15 protein-coding genes are annotated in these 15,524 nt (G+C 43.6%); 2 read left to right on the top strand and 13 right to left on the bottom strand.

The window, feature by feature from the left end:
• Positions 1 to 2: 2 nt before the first annotated feature.
• The 8 genes from QNH15_RS13230 to QNH15_RS13195 all read right to left on the bottom strand — a co-directional run bounded on the left by QNH15_RS13230 (position 3) and on the right by QNH15_RS13195 (position 9,542).
• Complete coding sequence (locus QNH15_RS13230) at positions 3 to 1,328, bottom strand: FAD-binding oxidoreductase (RefSeq protein ID WP_430667150.1); 1,326 nt, start codon at positions 1,326 to 1,328, stop codon at positions 3 to 5.
• Between the two features lie 248 nt (positions 1,329 to 1,576).
• Entirely contained in the window at positions 1,577 to 2,905 is a 1,329-nt protein-coding gene (locus tag QNH15_RS13225; RefSeq protein ID WP_283895280.1) for a 6-phospho-beta-glucosidase, read from the bottom strand.
• Positions 2,889 to 3,881: an N-acetylglucosamine kinase gene (locus QNH15_RS13220; RefSeq protein ID WP_283895278.1), complete on the bottom strand. Its 993-nt coding sequence runs from the start codon at positions 3,879 to 3,881 to the stop codon at positions 2,889 to 2,891. The genes QNH15_RS13225 and QNH15_RS13220 overlap by 17 nt, the downstream gene beginning before the upstream one ends.
• Positions 3,881 to 4,843 carry a carbohydrate ABC transporter permease gene (locus tag QNH15_RS13215; RefSeq protein ID WP_283895276.1) on the bottom strand — a complete coding sequence of 321 codons (963 nt, stop codon included), beginning with the start codon at positions 4,841 to 4,843 and terminating at the stop codon, positions 3,881 to 3,883. The genes QNH15_RS13220 and QNH15_RS13215 overlap by 1 nt, the downstream gene beginning before the upstream one ends.
• A 14-nt stretch (positions 4,844 to 4,857) precedes the next feature.
• A complete protein-coding gene (locus tag QNH15_RS13210) occupies positions 4,858 to 5,781 on the bottom strand; it encodes a carbohydrate ABC transporter permease (RefSeq protein WP_283895274.1) in 924 nt (307 codons plus the stop codon).
• A gap of 53 nt (positions 5,782 to 5,834) precedes the next feature.
• Positions 5,835 to 7,160: an extracellular solute-binding protein gene (locus QNH15_RS13205; protein ID WP_283895272.1), complete on the bottom strand. Its 1,326-nt coding sequence runs from the start codon at positions 7,158 to 7,160 to the stop codon at positions 5,835 to 5,837.
• Positions 7,161 to 7,219: 59 nt separating this feature from the next.
• Positions 7,220 to 8,614 carry a 6-phospho-beta-glucosidase gene (locus QNH15_RS13200; RefSeq protein ID WP_283895270.1) on the bottom strand — a complete coding sequence of 465 codons (1,395 nt, stop codon included), beginning with the start codon at positions 8,612 to 8,614 and terminating at the stop codon, positions 7,220 to 7,222.
• 16 nt (positions 8,615 to 8,630) lie between these two features.
• Positions 8,631 to 9,542, bottom strand: a complete 912-nt coding sequence (locus tag QNH15_RS13195; RefSeq protein WP_283895268.1) for a carbohydrate kinase family protein — start codon at positions 9,540 to 9,542, stop codon at positions 8,631 to 8,633.
• Positions 9,543 to 9,833: 291 nt separating this feature from the next.
• Between QNH15_RS13195 and QNH15_RS13190 the strand changes: the two genes are divergently transcribed.
• Positions 9,834 to 10,568: a GntR family transcriptional regulator gene (locus QNH15_RS13190; RefSeq protein ID WP_283895266.1), complete on the top strand. Its 735-nt coding sequence runs from the start codon at positions 9,834 to 9,836 to the stop codon at positions 10,566 to 10,568.
• A gap of 185 nt (positions 10,569 to 10,753) precedes the next feature.
• Here QNH15_RS13190 and QNH15_RS13185 read toward each other — a convergent pair whose 3' ends face one another.
• From QNH15_RS13185 to QNH15_RS13170, 4 genes are all read right to left on the bottom strand, one after another.
• Entirely contained in the window at positions 10,754 to 11,167 is a 414-nt protein-coding gene (locus QNH15_RS13185) for a YciI family protein (RefSeq protein ID WP_283895264.1), read from the bottom strand.
• 29 nt (positions 11,168 to 11,196) lie between these two features.
• Positions 11,197 to 11,703, bottom strand: a complete 507-nt coding sequence (locus tag QNH15_RS13180; protein ID WP_283895262.1) for an NUDIX hydrolase — start codon at positions 11,701 to 11,703, stop codon at positions 11,197 to 11,199.
• A gap of 116 nt (positions 11,704 to 11,819) precedes the next feature.
• Entirely contained in the window at positions 11,820 to 12,431 is a 612-nt protein-coding gene (locus QNH15_RS13175) for a class I SAM-dependent methyltransferase (protein WP_283895260.1), read from the bottom strand.
• Between the two features lie 26 nt (positions 12,432 to 12,457).
• Positions 12,458 to 12,940, bottom strand: coding sequence for a DinB family protein (locus QNH15_RS13170; protein ID WP_283895259.1), 483 nt, complete (start codon positions 12,938 to 12,940; stop codon positions 12,458 to 12,460).
• A gap of 291 nt (positions 12,941 to 13,231) precedes the next feature.
• Here QNH15_RS13170 and QNH15_RS13165 point away from each other — a divergent pair, with 291 nt between their 5' ends.
• Positions 13,232 to 14,989 carry a glycoside hydrolase family 3 protein gene (locus QNH15_RS13165; RefSeq protein ID WP_283895258.1) on the top strand — a complete coding sequence of 586 codons (1,758 nt, stop codon included), beginning with the start codon at positions 13,232 to 13,234 and terminating at the stop codon, positions 14,987 to 14,989.
• 150 nt (positions 14,990 to 15,139) lie between these two features.
• Here QNH15_RS13165 and QNH15_RS13160 read toward each other — a convergent pair whose 3' ends face one another.
• On the bottom strand, positions 15,140 to 15,436 hold the full coding sequence (locus tag QNH15_RS13160) for a hypothetical protein (protein ID WP_283895257.1): 297 nt from the start codon (positions 15,434 to 15,436) through the stop codon (positions 15,140 to 15,142).
• Between the last annotated feature and the right edge of the window lie 88 nt (positions 15,437 to 15,524).

Genomic DNA, 15,524 nt, shown 5'->3' with positions numbered 1-15,524 from the left:
GCTTAGATCCCTCCCACATAACGTTTGTCATTGAGAATTCTCTTGGGGTCAACTTTGGTTTTAATTCCTTCCAGCAGATAAAAATAGGATGGTGGCTTGCCCCACACACTGACCTGCTGCCGGAGAACGTAAGGTAAATGTGTCACGATAAGATAACCGTTTAACTGTTCTACAAGTTGCCGGAGATGAGTTATAGCCCTCAGGATATTACCGCTTGCTCCTTTCAATGTCACTTGACACAAACCATGTCCTAATCCACCGTGCCCCTGAATCACCAAATTGTGGCTGTCTTGCAAGAGCTCGCTTTCCTTTAAAACATGAAGGACGTCAAGATTGGTAACGCCGATTTTGACGGTTGCAACTGTTTCAGTATCGGTGGAAGGTAGGGCTCCATTCGGCCTGAGGATATAGAATTGATCCCAAAACGCCTGTGCTTTTTCTTGGGGCAAGATGTCCATTTGGACCTGGGCTGGAGAGATGCTTTTGACGAATTCCTCCTGATAATGCACAGCACTCTTTACATCCTCGAAACTCATCGCCAACGTATAAACTCGTTGACCGGTCAGTCTTTCGGAGAGAGCTGGTGTTAACAGCTCGAGAGTGACAGGTTCCATCATGGATTCCAAAAGAGTCGTGGCAAACAAGCGAACCGCCTCCAGATTTCCTTCCTGAAAGGACATGAGCACCAAGCTTTCATACTTCGCAAGCGGACGCAGTTTAAGAACCACTTCAGACATAACGGCCAGCGTACCCATGGATCCAATAAACAGTTTGTTCATATCATAACCGGCCACATTTTTTACGACCTTTCCCCCGGACCGTATGATTGAGCCATCAGGATAAACCATACGCAACCCAATGACTACATCTCGTGAGGAACCATAACCCAGCCGCTTGGGACCGCTTTCATTCGATCCGATAATACCGCCAATCGTGGCCTGTTCTGGCCACGCCGGATCTAGGGAAACGCGCTGCTGGTGCTCGGCCAGGTACGTTTGCAGCTCGTGAAAAGAGGTTCCTGCCTTCACAGTGATTGTCATATTTCCAACCGTATGTTCAACAATCCCTTTGTATTTCGATAACGAAAGCAAAATGTCAGCTTTTTCATTTTGTCCTCCATAACCCCTTTTTGTTCCCCTGCCCTGAATCGTAATCTTTTTATCATGGTCCCCAGCATATTTTAAAATGCCCTGAATTTCCTCTTCAGTTTCAGGAAAAACGGTGATATACCCTCCATTGCCTAGGGGAGGGTCATTCTCTTCCTCGACCATGATTTGTTCTTGGGGTAAGATCGAGGTTAAATCCGACAGGGATACTGTCTCAAGCAATACTCTCCACCTCCGGTTGTTTCGTAATAAGAAACACTGTTTCAATAATTGCTTAAAAAAATATTGCCTCTTCCTTTTTTCAGTTTTTAAAATATATAGCTTTATTAAACCACTCCATATCTTACTTTTCAACCGATTTATCAAAAAATTTTTAATACTTTAACAAATTAAGTTTTTGAGATTACATGGTCCTGCCTTCACTCATAAAAACGGAACTGAGAGATTTTTCCCAGTCCCGGAGCTTTTGCTTATACCGTTTTGCTTTCTGAAAAAAACTGTGGCAGAAAGGTCTTATTTTCATTTAGAATGTCTTGGAATATTTTTTCTGCAACAGAAGCACTCTTCACCAGCGGATGAGTAGTCAAGGCGAGCAGTCCCATGGCATAGTCTCCGTAAACTGCAGCTTCAATGGTCATTTCTTCATACGCTTTTACCACTTGCAGCAATCCGCGGATTCTTGCATCGATTTTGGTAGTAAGTTGAATGGGATGAGCACCCTGCCGGTCAATCACGCAATTGACTTCAATAGAAGCAGTATTAGGAAGACAGGATAGGATCCCATTATTCTGCACATTTACGGTCTGAATATCTTTCTTATTGTTATAAATCGAGGACATGATATCTACCGCTGCCTCCGAATAGAATGCTCCTCCTCTTTGAGCGAGTTCCGGTGGTTTGATGGACAGATTGGGATCTTGATAGCGTTTAAACAAAGCGGCCTCTACCTTTTTTACCTCATCCGCTCTGGTTCCAGTCTCCTGTAATTGCTCTAATTGATGTTTCAAAACCTCATCTTCCTTATAATAATAACGATGATAACCGCAAGGTAGAGCATCCAATGCCTGCAAAAAGTCACGATTCCATTCAAGATCAGGAATATTATTCATGTTAAAGCCTTTCAGGTCTGCTTCTCCATTTAAGAAACTCTCAGTAACATCTTTGTTTTTTACCCAAATTTTTGTCGTCCAATTCAAATGATTAATTCCTGCCATTTCAATCTCAATTTCATTGGCGTCCACATTAAAGAATTCAGCAAGCTGTTTCCTTGTGTTGATCGGTAGGTTGCAAAGCCCAATCGCATTTACGGTTGAATATTTATTTACCGCTTCCGTTACAACACCTGCAGGGTTAGTAAAATTGATCAAAAAAGCTTCAGGAGCATATTTTTCAATATCCCGACAGATATCAAGGATAACCGGTATGGTCCGCAGGGCTTTAGCAAACCCTCCGGCCCCAGTGGTTTCCTGGCCAATGCACTGATAACGGAGGGGGATTCTCTCATCCCTCGATCTTGCCTCAAGCATTCCCACACGGAGCTGGGTGATGACAAAGTCAGCTCCTGTGATAGCTTCCTCCCGATCAAACGTTAACGTGAGATGAATGGGAACGCCGCCTTTTTGAATCATCCTCCGTGCTAATTCTCCTACGATTTCAAGTTTTTCCTTTCCCTCGTTGATGTCCACCAGAAAAAGTTCCTGTACAGGAAACTCTTCATGCCGTTCAATAAAGCCTTCAATTAATTCAGGCGTATACGAAGATCCACCGCCGATCACCGCTACTTTAAGCCCGTTTTTCATAACTTATCCACCCTTCTTCCATTCGGTTTAAAATTTCAATGCTAACCGGCAAATGAAGATGGTCAAATGCCAGTAACACTGCTCCAAAAACCGGATCCTTTTGTGGAATGATCATCTCGATTTCGTGTCCCTCATTCTCGATCGTCTTTCTTAATGCATCCAATACTACAGGATTTTTCCCCTTTTGCAGTACACTGCCTGTTAAAACGATGGGAATAGGTAAAGGCAAGTTCCCGAGTCTCTTGATCACAGAGTTTGCCGCTATGCCCAGCTCGCTGCCGGCGTTTTGTAATATCCGGATCGAAAGCAGATCTCCATCCATTGCGGCTTGATGCAGAACAATCGCCAGTCTGCCGTCGACTTTCGTTACCCCCTTATCCAAGAATTGATTCCACATTTCTTCCATCGTATTAAATCCCAGAAAACGGGGGATCCGTTCGGTTAAGCTCGAAGGAATGTCCCGAAGCTCCCAGGAACGCACCGCAGATCTGAATGCTTCTGCCGCAAGTGCATTCCCACCTACCTGTCCATCGCCATAGAGATAACCGAAACCTCCAGTTTGGACCACGTTCCCTTCCTGGTTTCGTCCGGCTGCATTTGTACCGCTCCCTGCTACTAAAACGACTCCGGTATTGGAATCACTCCCGAGCCGCAAGCCTTCCATGGTGTCACATACCAGGTCCCATTTTTTATAAGGCAGGGTTGCAAGCTTTGATTTCAGCGTTCGAATATCTATTTCACGATCAGCGCCGGCCAGTCCATACTGGACAAAAGAAAGATCAGTGCTTGAAAGCCGGGCCTCCTGCATGGCGGTTGCAACTGCTTCTTGAATATTGGTGAACGCTTGCTCAATCCCGTTCACCTGGTAGTTGGAGCATCCTGAAAATCCTTTCCCAAGAAGGTTACCAGACTGATCGGCAATAACCGCATGTGTTTTGCTTCCGCCTCCATCAATCCCCATCACAATGTGTGTCATTATTCCTTCACACCTCCACCAGCAAGGCCCCCGACAATATATTTATAAAGAAATACGGAGACCAGAACCGGCGGCAGCGAGGCGATAAAGCCCCCAGCCGTCATAAGTCCCCAATCAATGTTGTGCTTGCCAATAAACTCACGGATAGCGATCGGCAATGTTTTGGAAGCAAAGGATTGAGTGAACGCACTGGCAAACATAAATTCATCCCATGCCAACAGCAGCGTAAAAATAGCGGTTGCCGCAATTCCGGGCATGGCAAGGGGAATAATAATCCGAAACAAGCTTCCCATACGAGAACACCCATCGATAATGGCAGCTTCCTCCAGTGCTTTAGGGATGGTTTGGAAGTAGCCGGTCATGATCCAGATGGCAAACGGCAGTGAAAAGGTCGTATAGGAAATAATTAACGACCAAACCGTGTCCAAAAGAGGAGGCGATTGAAACAATATGACATTGGTGAATGGGATAGCAATGGAAATTCCATTTCTCATCATGACATAGAGCGGAGCGATGATCGAGATGGACGGCAACAACTGCATCGCCAGCACTGTAAATAACGCAGAATTCCGAAATGGAAACATCACCTTGGAAAAGGCATACGAAGCAAAAATGGCCAAAATCAGTGTGCACACCGTGGTGCCCAGGGACACAATGATACTGTTTTTCATGGCTGCAATAAATTCGGCAGCCCCATTTCCCGTAAAAAGACGATAATAGTTTTCCAGTGTGGGAGAGTGAGGAACCAAATGACCGCTAAGAAGTTCTTCGGTTTTACTGATGGAAGACGTAAACAAATAGACAAAAGGAGCCAATGTAAACAGTGCGAGCAGGATTAAGCCGCACCACAAGTAAAGGGGAGGAATCAGATCTGTGCTGTTCACCTTAAACAAGCTGGATTTCCTTTTAACCGTTGCGACCTCATTTTTCACGCTTCTCTGTTCAATCGTTGGTTCAAACATGAATATCCCTCCTTTTATACCTCATGGGAATTCTTCTTTAACATGCGAATATACAAGACAATAAATACGAGAATGATAGCCGTTGAAACCCACGCCATGGCTGAAGCTTCACCGAGATAAAAGTAACGGAATGCCTTGTTGAATGTCAGGTAGGAAATAGAAGTGGTTGGGTCTCCTGTGAAAACGGTCAGGATGTCATAAACGCGAAATGCGGCAATGGTACGAAGCACAACGGCAATCATCAGGATGGGAAACAACTGAGGAATGGTGACATACCAAAGCTTTTTCCAGAACCCAGCACCATCCATCATCGCCGCTTCATAAAGTGTCGAGGGGATTGCCTGAAGGCCGGCCAAAAGTAAAAGTGTCATAAACGGGGTCATTTTCCAGACATCGGCAACCACCACGGAATTAATAATATTATGGGCATCAGCCAGCCATAACGGGTTTTCACTTGCGCTAAGCACATGAATTTTCTTCAGGATAATCGTAAATGACCCGTTCCCAGGCTGAAAAATCCATTTCCACAGCAAACCGTTTACGAGGGTCAGCATCGCCCAGGGAATGATGATAATCATCCGGAAAAATACTCTTCCCCTGAACATCTGATTGAGCAGCAAAGCGCTAAACAAGCCGAGTACTAATTCCGCTACAGTGGAGATGACGGTAAAGTAACCGGTAAAATAGATTGCCGTCCAGAAATCATGGTTCTTGAACAATGCTGTAAAATTACTAAAACCTACAAATACCACATCAGAACCATCCAGCATGTGATACTTATACATACTCCAGACGAGCGATTGATAGATGGGAAATAAAAAGGTTTTAAAGAGTATGTAAAAGGTGGGTAACAGCAAGATCACAGCAAAAAGTAGATCTTTTCTCTTTTTTTTCCCCCTAAGCCTGAATTTCACTGACTTACCAGCCGATTTTTCCATCTCGATCCTCCTTTGAAAGAAGAAGCGGTTAGTGCCTAACCGCTTCCTGATCATTATTTTGACTCTTCAATTGCTTTCTCTATTTTTTTTGCTGCCGTATCCAATGCCTCTTTCGGAGATTTTTTCCCTAACAGTGCTTCATGGATTTCAGCAGATAATATATCCGCCCACTCCACGTAACCTGGAGCATTGGGACGGTTTTGTCCATATTCAAACTGCTTCATGACTTTGTCCACTGTTTTTGTTTTGTCTGCCGCCTTTAGATCAGGATCGTCATATAGCCCTTCCGTTGTAGGATACATTCCGTCATTCTTAAACAATGGAAGTTGAAACTTCTTGGTGCTCATCCATTTTAAGAATTCCAATGCAGCTTGCTTATGTTTACTGTCTTTCATTAAAGAAATGCCCTCAGAACCGGTAACTGCAGCCGACTTCACATCCCCATTTCCCGGCATTAATCCGACATCGGTTTTATCAACTACTTTGGATTTGGATGGATCATTTAAATCGGGATACATACCTTCCCAGTTCGTCATCATGGCGATCTTTCCTGTAGAAAATGCATTTTTCACATCATCCTCACTCCATTGCAAGCTTGCCGGATCAACGGTTTTATCCTTTTGAGTGAGATCCGCCATAAATTGAAGCGCTTTCAATCCCCCGCCTTTATTAAAAACAGGCGCTCCATTTTCATCAAAAAATTTACCGCCAAACCCATATACGAGGCTGACAAAGTCACAGTTTAATCCTTCTGCTTGTTTCCATGACCAGGCAGAACCATATACACCATTCTTCGTCAGTTTTTTAGACATTTCCCGAAATTCATCCCACGTTTTTGGAGGAGCGTTATATCCGGCTTTTGCAAGAAGCTCCTTGTTCCAGTAGAAATGCTTTGTGCTGGAGAAAAATGGAACAGCGGCCAACTGGTCTTTATACATGACGGAGCTCAGGGACGATTGCGTATACTTTTTCTGAACGTCTTTCGGTACGGTGTCCGCCAGATCATAGGCAATCCCACCTTCCATGAACTGACCGGCCCAAATCGTATCCATTTCTGCCAAATCAATGTCCGCCGAATTGGAGAGAACAGCGGTAGTGATCTTGTTGTACAGGGAATTGTAATCAACCGCTATTTCTTTCACTTTGATTCCTGTGTCTTTGGTAAACTCTTTTAATATTTTTCCTCTCGGCCCGTTAGCACCGTCAGTATTCACCCACAATAAGGTGATTTCTTCCCCTTTTAGGTCTTTTTTGTTATTCCAGCTCAGCTTTTCACTCTTTGCCTCGTTTTTCTTTCCGCTTGTTGGCGGAGCAGCATTACAACCGACCAATAAAGAAAAAATCAAGATTAAAAGAAAAAGCACCTTTCCTTTTTTCAATGTAGACCCTCCCTTTAAACATTTTTTTGGAGTCTTGCTGGAAAACTCGTAATCTCTTGTTAAACGTTAATATTCTTATCTCTGAATTGAGGCAGATGCTTTTGGTGAGCCGTCAGATAATCATCCATCATTGCCTTCGCTGAGGTAAATGAAGGGACAAGAGGATGAACAGTCAAGGCATTCACCCCCGCTTGATAATCTCCCTTTACTGCACATTCCACGGCTAACCGCTCATACGTTTTTACCGGATGGATCAATGAAAGGGCAAAATCCGGAACGTCGCCAATATTAATTGGAAAATACCCATTTTTATTTACAAGACAAGGAACTTCCACCACATCATCGTTATGCAGCTGAGTGATTGTCCCATTGTTTGGCACGTTTAGGGTTAAGATTTGCTGTTTGTTGTTTGCAATACTGCGGATGATGTTGAGGGCCAAACCTTCATAGCCTTCTTCTTCAAAGGAGAGTTCAACGGTTTCTTCTTCTTCGTGAACATCATGGATTTGACCGGTCGTTTCCCTCGACATGTACGTGCTGCCCCGCGCATCAAGTGTTCCTTTATAATCAGCCCAGGCTTCCTCCATACGGTCCTGTTGGACGAGGTCTGACACTCTTTCAAGAAGCGGGCGGTTTAACTGAACAATTTGCTCGCCTCTCGTTTGATTCGATTGCAAGATGTTTGTTACTGCTTGATCTGCGTAATAAAAGTAGTACAAATATTCATTGGGCAGCATCCCCATGTTACGGATCAGTTCCGGTTCAAAAAAACGGAAAGTATGCGAAATACGGGATAGGTGTTCATAACGATCAAGAATTTCAGGAAGCCGGTCCACACCTTTTTCATAAACAGAAGGGACCCAGCCCAGATGGTTTAATCCAAAATAAGTAACTTGCAGGTCAGTATGAGGCACCTTTAAAAACTTGCACAGCGAATTTTTAATCCCGGCATGTGCATCGCATATTCCGATTACTTTTTTATGTTTTCCATATGTAGTAAGGGCTTGAGCCATCAAACCAGCCGGGTTGGTAAAGTTCAGAAGCCAGGCTTCCGGAGCTTCCTCGTAGATAATCCTGGAGTATTCGAGCATGACGGGAATCGTCCGCAACCCCATGGCAAATCCCCCCGGACCTGTTGTTTCCTGGCCGAGCACTCCATACTTAAGAGCGATTTGTTCATCAAGGACGCGTCCTTCCTCCTGACCCACACGAATGGCGGAGAAAATAAAATCCGCACCTCGTACCGCTTCCTTGATATCGGTGGTGAATGAAAGAATAAAATCTCCTTGGTATTTGTCTACCAGAAATCGAGAAATGCGTCCCATAACCGATAGCCTTTCTTCATCAATATCAAAGAGAGTGACTTCTTTAAAATGAAGATCATTTTGTTTAAACAAGCCTTCAATCAATAAGGGAGTCCTCATCCCGGCTCCGCCTAATATGGTCAATTTCATGATTCATCCTCCTGTATTATTTTATAGGTTCCAAAAAACCCTTTTGTACCTGTTGCCAGCTCGGACTGCCGGTTGCTCCTCCCAAACTTTGCACAGAGCAGCTACCGCAGTAATTGCCTAATTTAACGGAATCCTCTAAAGACCATCCCTTTAGCATCCCTGCCAACAGGCCGGCAGAGAAAACATCTCCTGCCCCTGTTGTATCAATGGCCTCGCATTGATAACCCGCGATTTTTTTGATGGTGTGATTTTGTCGCATCAATGCACCGTGCTCTCCCAGTTTAATAACGACGGAGGTGTTATGTTTACCCAGCTTTTCAATGGCTTCATAGGGATTCATAATCCCTGTTATTGTTTCTGCCTCTTTTTGGTTAGGTGTAAAGATGTCCGCCATTTTAAGGAGCTCACTCAATTGGTCGTCCTGCAGCCATTCCTCATCCCAGCCTACATCCAAAGAGATCAGCATTCCTTTAGTTTTGGCCGTTTCAATGACCCCTTTGTTACCTCTTCCTGCCGAAGTATGTAAGACCTTTGCTTCTGTCTTTTCAATTACAGAACACGCATAATCAGCAAGGTTTAATTTTTCAACGCTGTCCTGAAAAGAGAGAAACGATCGGTCTCCGCCATAATTAATGCAAACAGATAAACAACGAAGAGGTTGATCAACTTGGAACATGAGAGAGGTGGAAACACCTTCCGCCTCCAAACTCCCCTTCATAAACTGACTGAGAAAGTCATTGCCCATTGGGCCGATTACTGCCACCTTCAGCCCCAGCCTCGAAAGAGCTACTGCTGTGTTATAGGCTGCACCGCAGGTAAATTCAAACGATCCGCAATAGACCTCTTCTCCAGGATTCGGCATTTTGGGAATGGATGAAAAAATAACATCCGTGGAAATGATGCCCTCTACCAGTACATCATATGTCATAACATTTTCCTCCTTTCTCAATTTGTTGTGTTGTTACTACAAATCTATTGGATTTCTAATCTCTTGTCAACAGAATTTTCTAAATATTTAGATTGCATAACCGTTATTTACTAAGAATCCAAGCAATTCTTAAGGATTTTGATAGCGTTAATTGCATTAAAAACGACAGTAGCCGGGAAAACAGAATATTTTTGTAATAGTTCTACTATTAAATAAATTGTATAAATTCACAAATTTGTTGTAACATATGTATACACCATTCAGGTAGGAGAGATAAATCGGAGTGAGAATATGATAAATAGAAGCCCGGGAACTGCCTTATATTATTTAATTAAAGAAAAGCTTTTGGAACTTATTAAAAATGAGACGTATCAGATTGGGAGCCAGCTTCCCACTGAATCCGAATTATGCCGGATGTTTGATGTCAGCCGAACAACAATCCGCCTGGCATTGCAACAACTTGAAATCGACGGCAAAATTCATCGCGTTCAGGGAAAGGGCACTTTTGTATCAAAGCCGAAAATCAATGAGGCACTTTCTCAAAATATGAAGAGTTTTTCAGAGCAGATGAAAGATGCCGGCCTTGTATCTTTTTCAAAAGTTCTTGCATTTGAGGTCATCCCCGCCTATTATTCTTTGGCACAGACCCTTGAGATAGAAGAAGAGGACCCAGTCATCAAGCTGGTACGATTGCGTCATGGCGGTTCAGAACCTCTTCAGCATTCCACCTCTTTTATCCCTTGGAAGGTTGCACCAGGTTTGATGCAGGAAGATTGTTCGGGTTCTTTGTTTCAATTGTTAAGAAGCAAATTTGAGATTGAAATCCACCGATCAGTGGAATCCATCGAGCCCATTCTAACCAATGAAGCCATGAGCGAACTGTTGAACATCCCAGCAGGCTCCCCGTCTTTTTTACTGGAATCGATCACTTATTCCGCAAAGGAATTGCCAATCGAATTTTCTGCAAGCGTTGTACGAGGAGATCGTTCAAAGTTTGTTATGGAGAGATATTATAACTATTCTTGAGTAACAGATAGGAGGTTAAAAAACGAGCAAATCAACCCATTTACATCATATATGGCATATAGACAAAGAAAACTCGCCAACTTTTAGACGAGTTTTCTTTGGTATTATTATAGTTCTTCTCAGACTGAAGCATCCTTTAGTTTTTGAAACAATTTGTCTAGAGGGGTTACAATCAACTTCCCTTCTCAGAGCTCACGTAATTCCGCTTCCTTGGCCAACATTTCCGGATTCTTGGTCAGCTCCGGTGCCTCAAATACTTGACGCAATTCAATCTGACCTTCCCCATGTCCTTGCGGGTCCGGCATCCTCATGGCCCACTCGATGGCTTCTTCCCTCGACTTCACATCAATCAGAATGAACCCGGCGACCAATTCTTTTGATTCCGTAAATGGGCCTTCCGTAACCACCGGTTTTTCCCCTGGTTTCAGATACGAAAGGCGAATCCCATTTGAACTAGGATGAAGTCCTTTAGCCACAACCCTCACACCTGCCTTAACTAATTCCTCATTGTACTTCGTCATGGCTTCAATAAGCTCAGAGCTAGGGAGTTTTCCGGCTTCGGAATTCTTCGAGGCTTTGACGATCAGCATAAAGAGCATAATAATTACCTCCTCTTTTTTATGCTTAATTATTTAAGTATCTTCAAGTTATCCAACCACTCTTCGTTCCACTGGAAGGATACACAATCAGTTGTTTCTTCAAAAATGGATGCGGGGTATGGTATAGCAAGTTCCGGCCTCTCATCTGCTTTGAAATAGCGCAAATCAAAGGTTTCTGAATCAATCGGATTTAAGTCGCCACTGTGAACCTTACATTCGAACACAAACAAGTTGTATTCTACTTTATTTCCATCCGGATATTGATAGCGAAAGTCCTTACCGCCGAATACACCTAATAGTTTTTTTGGTATAACATGCAACCCGGTTTCTTCCCAAACTTCACGAACTAATGCTTCTGCTGGCGCTTCACCGGGTTCGATCGCTCCGGCAGGAAGACTCCAGTTCTCTCCTGTGCCTTTGTTTTGAAACAGAATCTCTCCGGCTTCATTTCGAACAATACCTGCCACACTCGGAACAAAAATCAGTTCGTTACCCACTTGATCTCTTAGTTTTTTATAGTAGTCTGACATTCCCATTTTGAATTGAACTCTCCTTTAAAATCATTTTTTTCAGAGTAAGCACTTTGCTTTTTATTTTAATGATGGAATAGTTACAGGTGTCTGCCTACTGCCATCTTCATATGGTCCACTCCTTATTCCTTTCGTGGCATGGCCCAAATAAGATGAAAGACATCCAGCCAATGATGTTCTGCTTTCTGAATTTCCAAAGGCGAGCGGTTAATCAGTTCCATAATGTTACGATTTTGATGGCAGCCCACGGTTTTAACAGCCAAGGGGTCCAGGGCTCTTTGTAAAGTTGAGACGAGGAAATTAGAGCTGATTCCGTGCTCCAGCAGCAATACTTGTCCGTTTGGTTTACACCATGTACTTACATTTTCCAGGATTCGCATAGGATGGGAATAACCACAAAATGAAAGAGTAGAAACGACCGTATCAAACTGTTGTTTTTCAAAAGCCAGCTCGTCAATGTCGCTTTCAATAAACGCTACCGGAAGATGATATTGCTGAGCTGCCTTTTTTGCTTTCCAAAGCATCTCCGGGCTGAAATCTACCGCAGTAATGGTATCGATCTCTTCTATCCTGTAAAACGGAAAGTTTCCTCCTGCGCCCACTGCCAGTTCCAGTACATGTCCTCTAGCCTCTCCAATTAATTTTTCTCTCCATTTTTGTTGGAAATGTTTTTCTCTCATTCGGTCGTAAGTCTCAGCCTGACGGTTAAACTTTTTAATCAGCTTTTTATTCACACTAGAGATTCCTTCCTGATAAATTGTCAACTAGGAATGAATTCTTCTATGAGATCTGTATCCGGCGGAATATACCCGAGCTGTCTGCCGATTTTTACAATCTGTCCTTTATGATGAAACTCGTGAGTGGCCGTGTGCGTAAACAGCCATAATACCGTTACATTCCAGGATTCTCCATTCCTGGTGACTTGAATGTTTCTGTCGCCATTTTCTTTAAATTCTTGAAGAAATTCAAGAACCAAATCATCTGTTTTTGCAAAAATCTCTCGCATATCTTGTACACTGTGAATGGTCTGTGGGTTAATTTCGGGAAACTGCTTTCCAAGTGCCCGAATTCCGAGCCAGGTCTGGTAACAGTCCGCTACATGAGCATGCAGATTTCGGATGGAGTCACCGCCAAATGTTTCTAACTCTCTTACATAATCATCATGTGCTAACGTTTCGCAATAACGAAATAATGTTTCCCGGGTGCGCCTGATCCAATCATACTGGCTTAGGAATACATCCATTTTCCCACTCTCCTTTTTTAATCTTTATAGTAGATTCATCCACGCTTTATATTCCCTGTGAGAGAGGTGAAAACCTTTTTTAATCACTAGGCAGAACTTCCCCATGCTTTTTATCCAGGAACGTTTTCATACATACAACCAATCTACCATATTCATCCAATGACAAGCTGTATAAATATGTAATATGATTCATTTTTTCTATTTTATGTAAATGGTAATTGCCCTTCTTATTCAAGGGTGCTACCCTTTCTTTGAAAGCGATTACATTTTATGCTAAGGAGGGAAAGTGCAATGAAGAAAATGAGTGCTTTTATCAGTACAGTTCTTATTGGTTCCACTCTCTTATTGCCTCTTAGTGCAAGTGCCGATCTATCAAAACGAAATGCCGATCCATCCAAGTCTCCCAAAGATAAGGTCATCGAGCAAATCATAGCTAAAATGACGGCTAAGGAAAAGATCGGACAGCTTGTCATGCCCTCGACACATGACAATGAAAGTAAAATGCCGAATGAGGATACCCGGAAGCTGATCCAAAAGTACAAAGCGGGTTCAGTTATCGTTTATGGTGCCCGTAATGCCCGTACAACAGCTCAATATAATAACCAGCTGCAAAAATGGGCTGCCAATACCTCTCCAAAACTCTCACTGTTGGTTTCCGCCGATTTGGAATTCGGGACAAAACAACATGTCACCGATGCAACCCCTTTTCCACGGCAAATGGGTATTGGTGCCACACGACAAGCAAAAGCGGCAAAGGATGTGGCCAAAATAACGGCACTCGAAGCAAAAGCAACCGGATTTAATTGGAACTATTCACCGGTCGCTGACGTGAATACGAACCCTGCCAATCCTGTTATCGGTGTACGGTCCTTTGGCGAAAAAACAAGTCTTGTCTCCAGCATGACCACCGCACAAATTAAAGGCTATCAGGAGAATGGCGTAGTCGCAACAGCCAAGCACTTCCCTGGCCATGGGGATACGAGCGTGGATTCACACCTGGGCTTAGCTGCTGTTACATATGACCGCGAAACACTTGAAACCGTGCATCTTCCTCCATTTCAGGCGGCAATTGATGCAGGAGTAGATTCCATCATGACGGCCCATGTGATCATTAATGCGATTGACAAGGAACTTCCTGCCACGCTTTCCAAGAAGGTGCTCACCGGTTTACTCAGAAATGAGATGGGCTTTAAAGGACTGATCGTAACAGACGCCATGAGCATGCATGCGATCGCCAAGGAATGGGGTGCAGGACAAGCGGCTGTGATGGCGGTAAACGCCGGAGCGGATATTGTGATGGCTACCGGAAATCTGGACGAACAACTCGAAACCTTTGATGCCTTAAGTGCCGCGCTGAAATCCGGCCAATTATCCGAAAAAAGAGTCAATGAATCGGTAAAAAGGGTTCTGGCTTTGAAGATTAAATATAAGCTTTTTGGCCACCGGTATGTGGATCCCGAAGGAGCTGTCAATGTCGTCAATCAACCGGCACATAAAGAAACAGCTGCCGAAGTTGCAAGAAAGTCGATCACGCTCGTAAAAAATGAGGATGTCCTTCCTTTTCACCCGGCGGAGAAAAAATTGACACTTGTAACAGGACCGCAAATCTACGGCTCCACCAATTTCATCAACAATATTGCCAGCATGGTCGATGAAAAATCGGCAGGAAATGTAAAAAGCTTTACCACTTCAGAAGATGCGACAACGGCAGAAATTCAACAGGCAGTAAAGCTCGCTGAACAAGCGGACCAAATCATCGTTCCTACGTTTTCTCCAAGTGAGCTGCCTGCCGGACAGGCGAAGCTGGTAAAAGAACTGCAAAAAACAGGTAAGCCTGTTGTCGCGGTTTCCCTCGGCCTCCCTTATGATGTTAAAGATTATCCTGAAGTCGGCGCGTACATTTCGACATTCTCGGTTGAGCGCTGGGGTTCACCTGTTCCAACATCGTGGAAAGCAGCTGTCGATGTGATTTTTGGAACACAACCAGGAGGAAAGCTGCCCGTTTCCATTGAAGGCCTGTACCCCTATGGAACCGGCTTGAATTATTAATATTCAGCACAAAACCCTGTTATTTGGCTTCTTTGCCAAACGACAGGGTTTTGTCATATCTCTTTTTTAACGAAATAACCTAGAAGAAAATAAAGGCCGCTTATACTCAGAACCAGGAATTCAATCGCTTTTCCCAAAGCACCTATGGAACTAAAAAAGACAATCAGGAGAAAGAGTCCCATGCTCCAGCAGAATAAAACATATTCCATTTCTCCATCCTTTTCTTTTTAAACCGAGGGAACCTAATCCTGTTATGAAGCCAATCAATAAAATACACATTAGAACTACAAACATAAACGGTACATCCACTGAAGGACCTGTCTGTGAGCCAAGCGCTTTTCCCAAAGAGGTCCCAAGCATATACAGCCCTCCAAAACCCAGGGCGGACAGGATAATGATAATGCCTGCAACAAGACCTATAGTTTTGGAAACTGTGTATTTCTCCATTTCTCCTCCCCTTCAACCTATTGACCTTGAATACTTTATGGATACTATTCCTCATATCTGGTCCTATTCCTCTATTGATAATAACCAT

The sequence above is a fragment of the Fictibacillus enclensis genome, assembly GCF_030123385.1.
GTDB lineage: Bacteria > Bacillota > Bacilli > Bacillales > Fictibacillaceae > Fictibacillus_C > Fictibacillus_C enclensis.
Note: the sequence above shows the minus strand (reverse complement) of the source record. Positions and strands in the feature narration are given on the sequence as shown.

Coding starts and splice junctions, on each gene's coding strand:
- QNH15_RS13225 (WP_283895280.1), bottom strand. CDS start 2,905: ATGAAAAACGGGCTTAAAGTAGCGGTGATCGGCGGTGGATCTTCGTAT.
- QNH15_RS13220 (WP_283895278.1), bottom strand. CDS start 3,881: ATGACACACATTGTGATGGGGATTGATGGAGGCGGAAGCAAAACACAT.
- QNH15_RS13215 (WP_283895276.1), bottom strand. CDS start 4,843: ATGTTTGAACCAACGATTGAACAGAGAAGCGTGAAAAATGAGGTCGCA.
- QNH15_RS13210 (WP_283895274.1), bottom strand. CDS start 5,781: ATGGAAAAATCGGCTGGTAAGTCAGTGAAATTCAGGCTTAGGGGGAAA.
- QNH15_RS13200 (WP_283895270.1), bottom strand. CDS start 8,614: ATGAAATTGACCATATTAGGCGGAGCCGGGATGAGGACTCCCTTATTG.
- QNH15_RS13195 (WP_283895268.1), bottom strand. CDS start 9,542: ATGACATATGATGTACTGGTAGAGGGCATCATTTCCACGGATGTTATT.
- QNH15_RS13190 (WP_283895266.1), top strand. CDS start 9,834: ATGATAAATAGAAGCCCGGGAACTGCCTTATATTATTTAATTAAAGAA.
- QNH15_RS13185 (WP_283895264.1), bottom strand. CDS start 11,167: ATGCTCTTTATGCTGATCGTCAAAGCCTCGAAGAATTCCGAAGCCGGA.
- QNH15_RS13180 (WP_283895262.1), bottom strand. CDS start 11,703: ATGGGAATGTCAGACTACTATAAAAAACTAAGAGATCAAGTGGGTAAC.
- QNH15_RS13170 (WP_283895259.1), bottom strand. CDS start 12,940: ATGGATGTATTCCTAAGCCAGTATGATTGGATCAGGCGCACCCGGGAA.
- QNH15_RS13165 (WP_283895258.1), top strand. CDS start 13,232: ATGAAGAAAATGAGTGCTTTTATCAGTACAGTTCTTATTGGTTCCACT.
- QNH15_RS13160 (WP_283895257.1), bottom strand. CDS start 15,436: ATGGAGAAATACACAGTTTCCAAAACTATAGGTCTTGTTGCAGGCATT.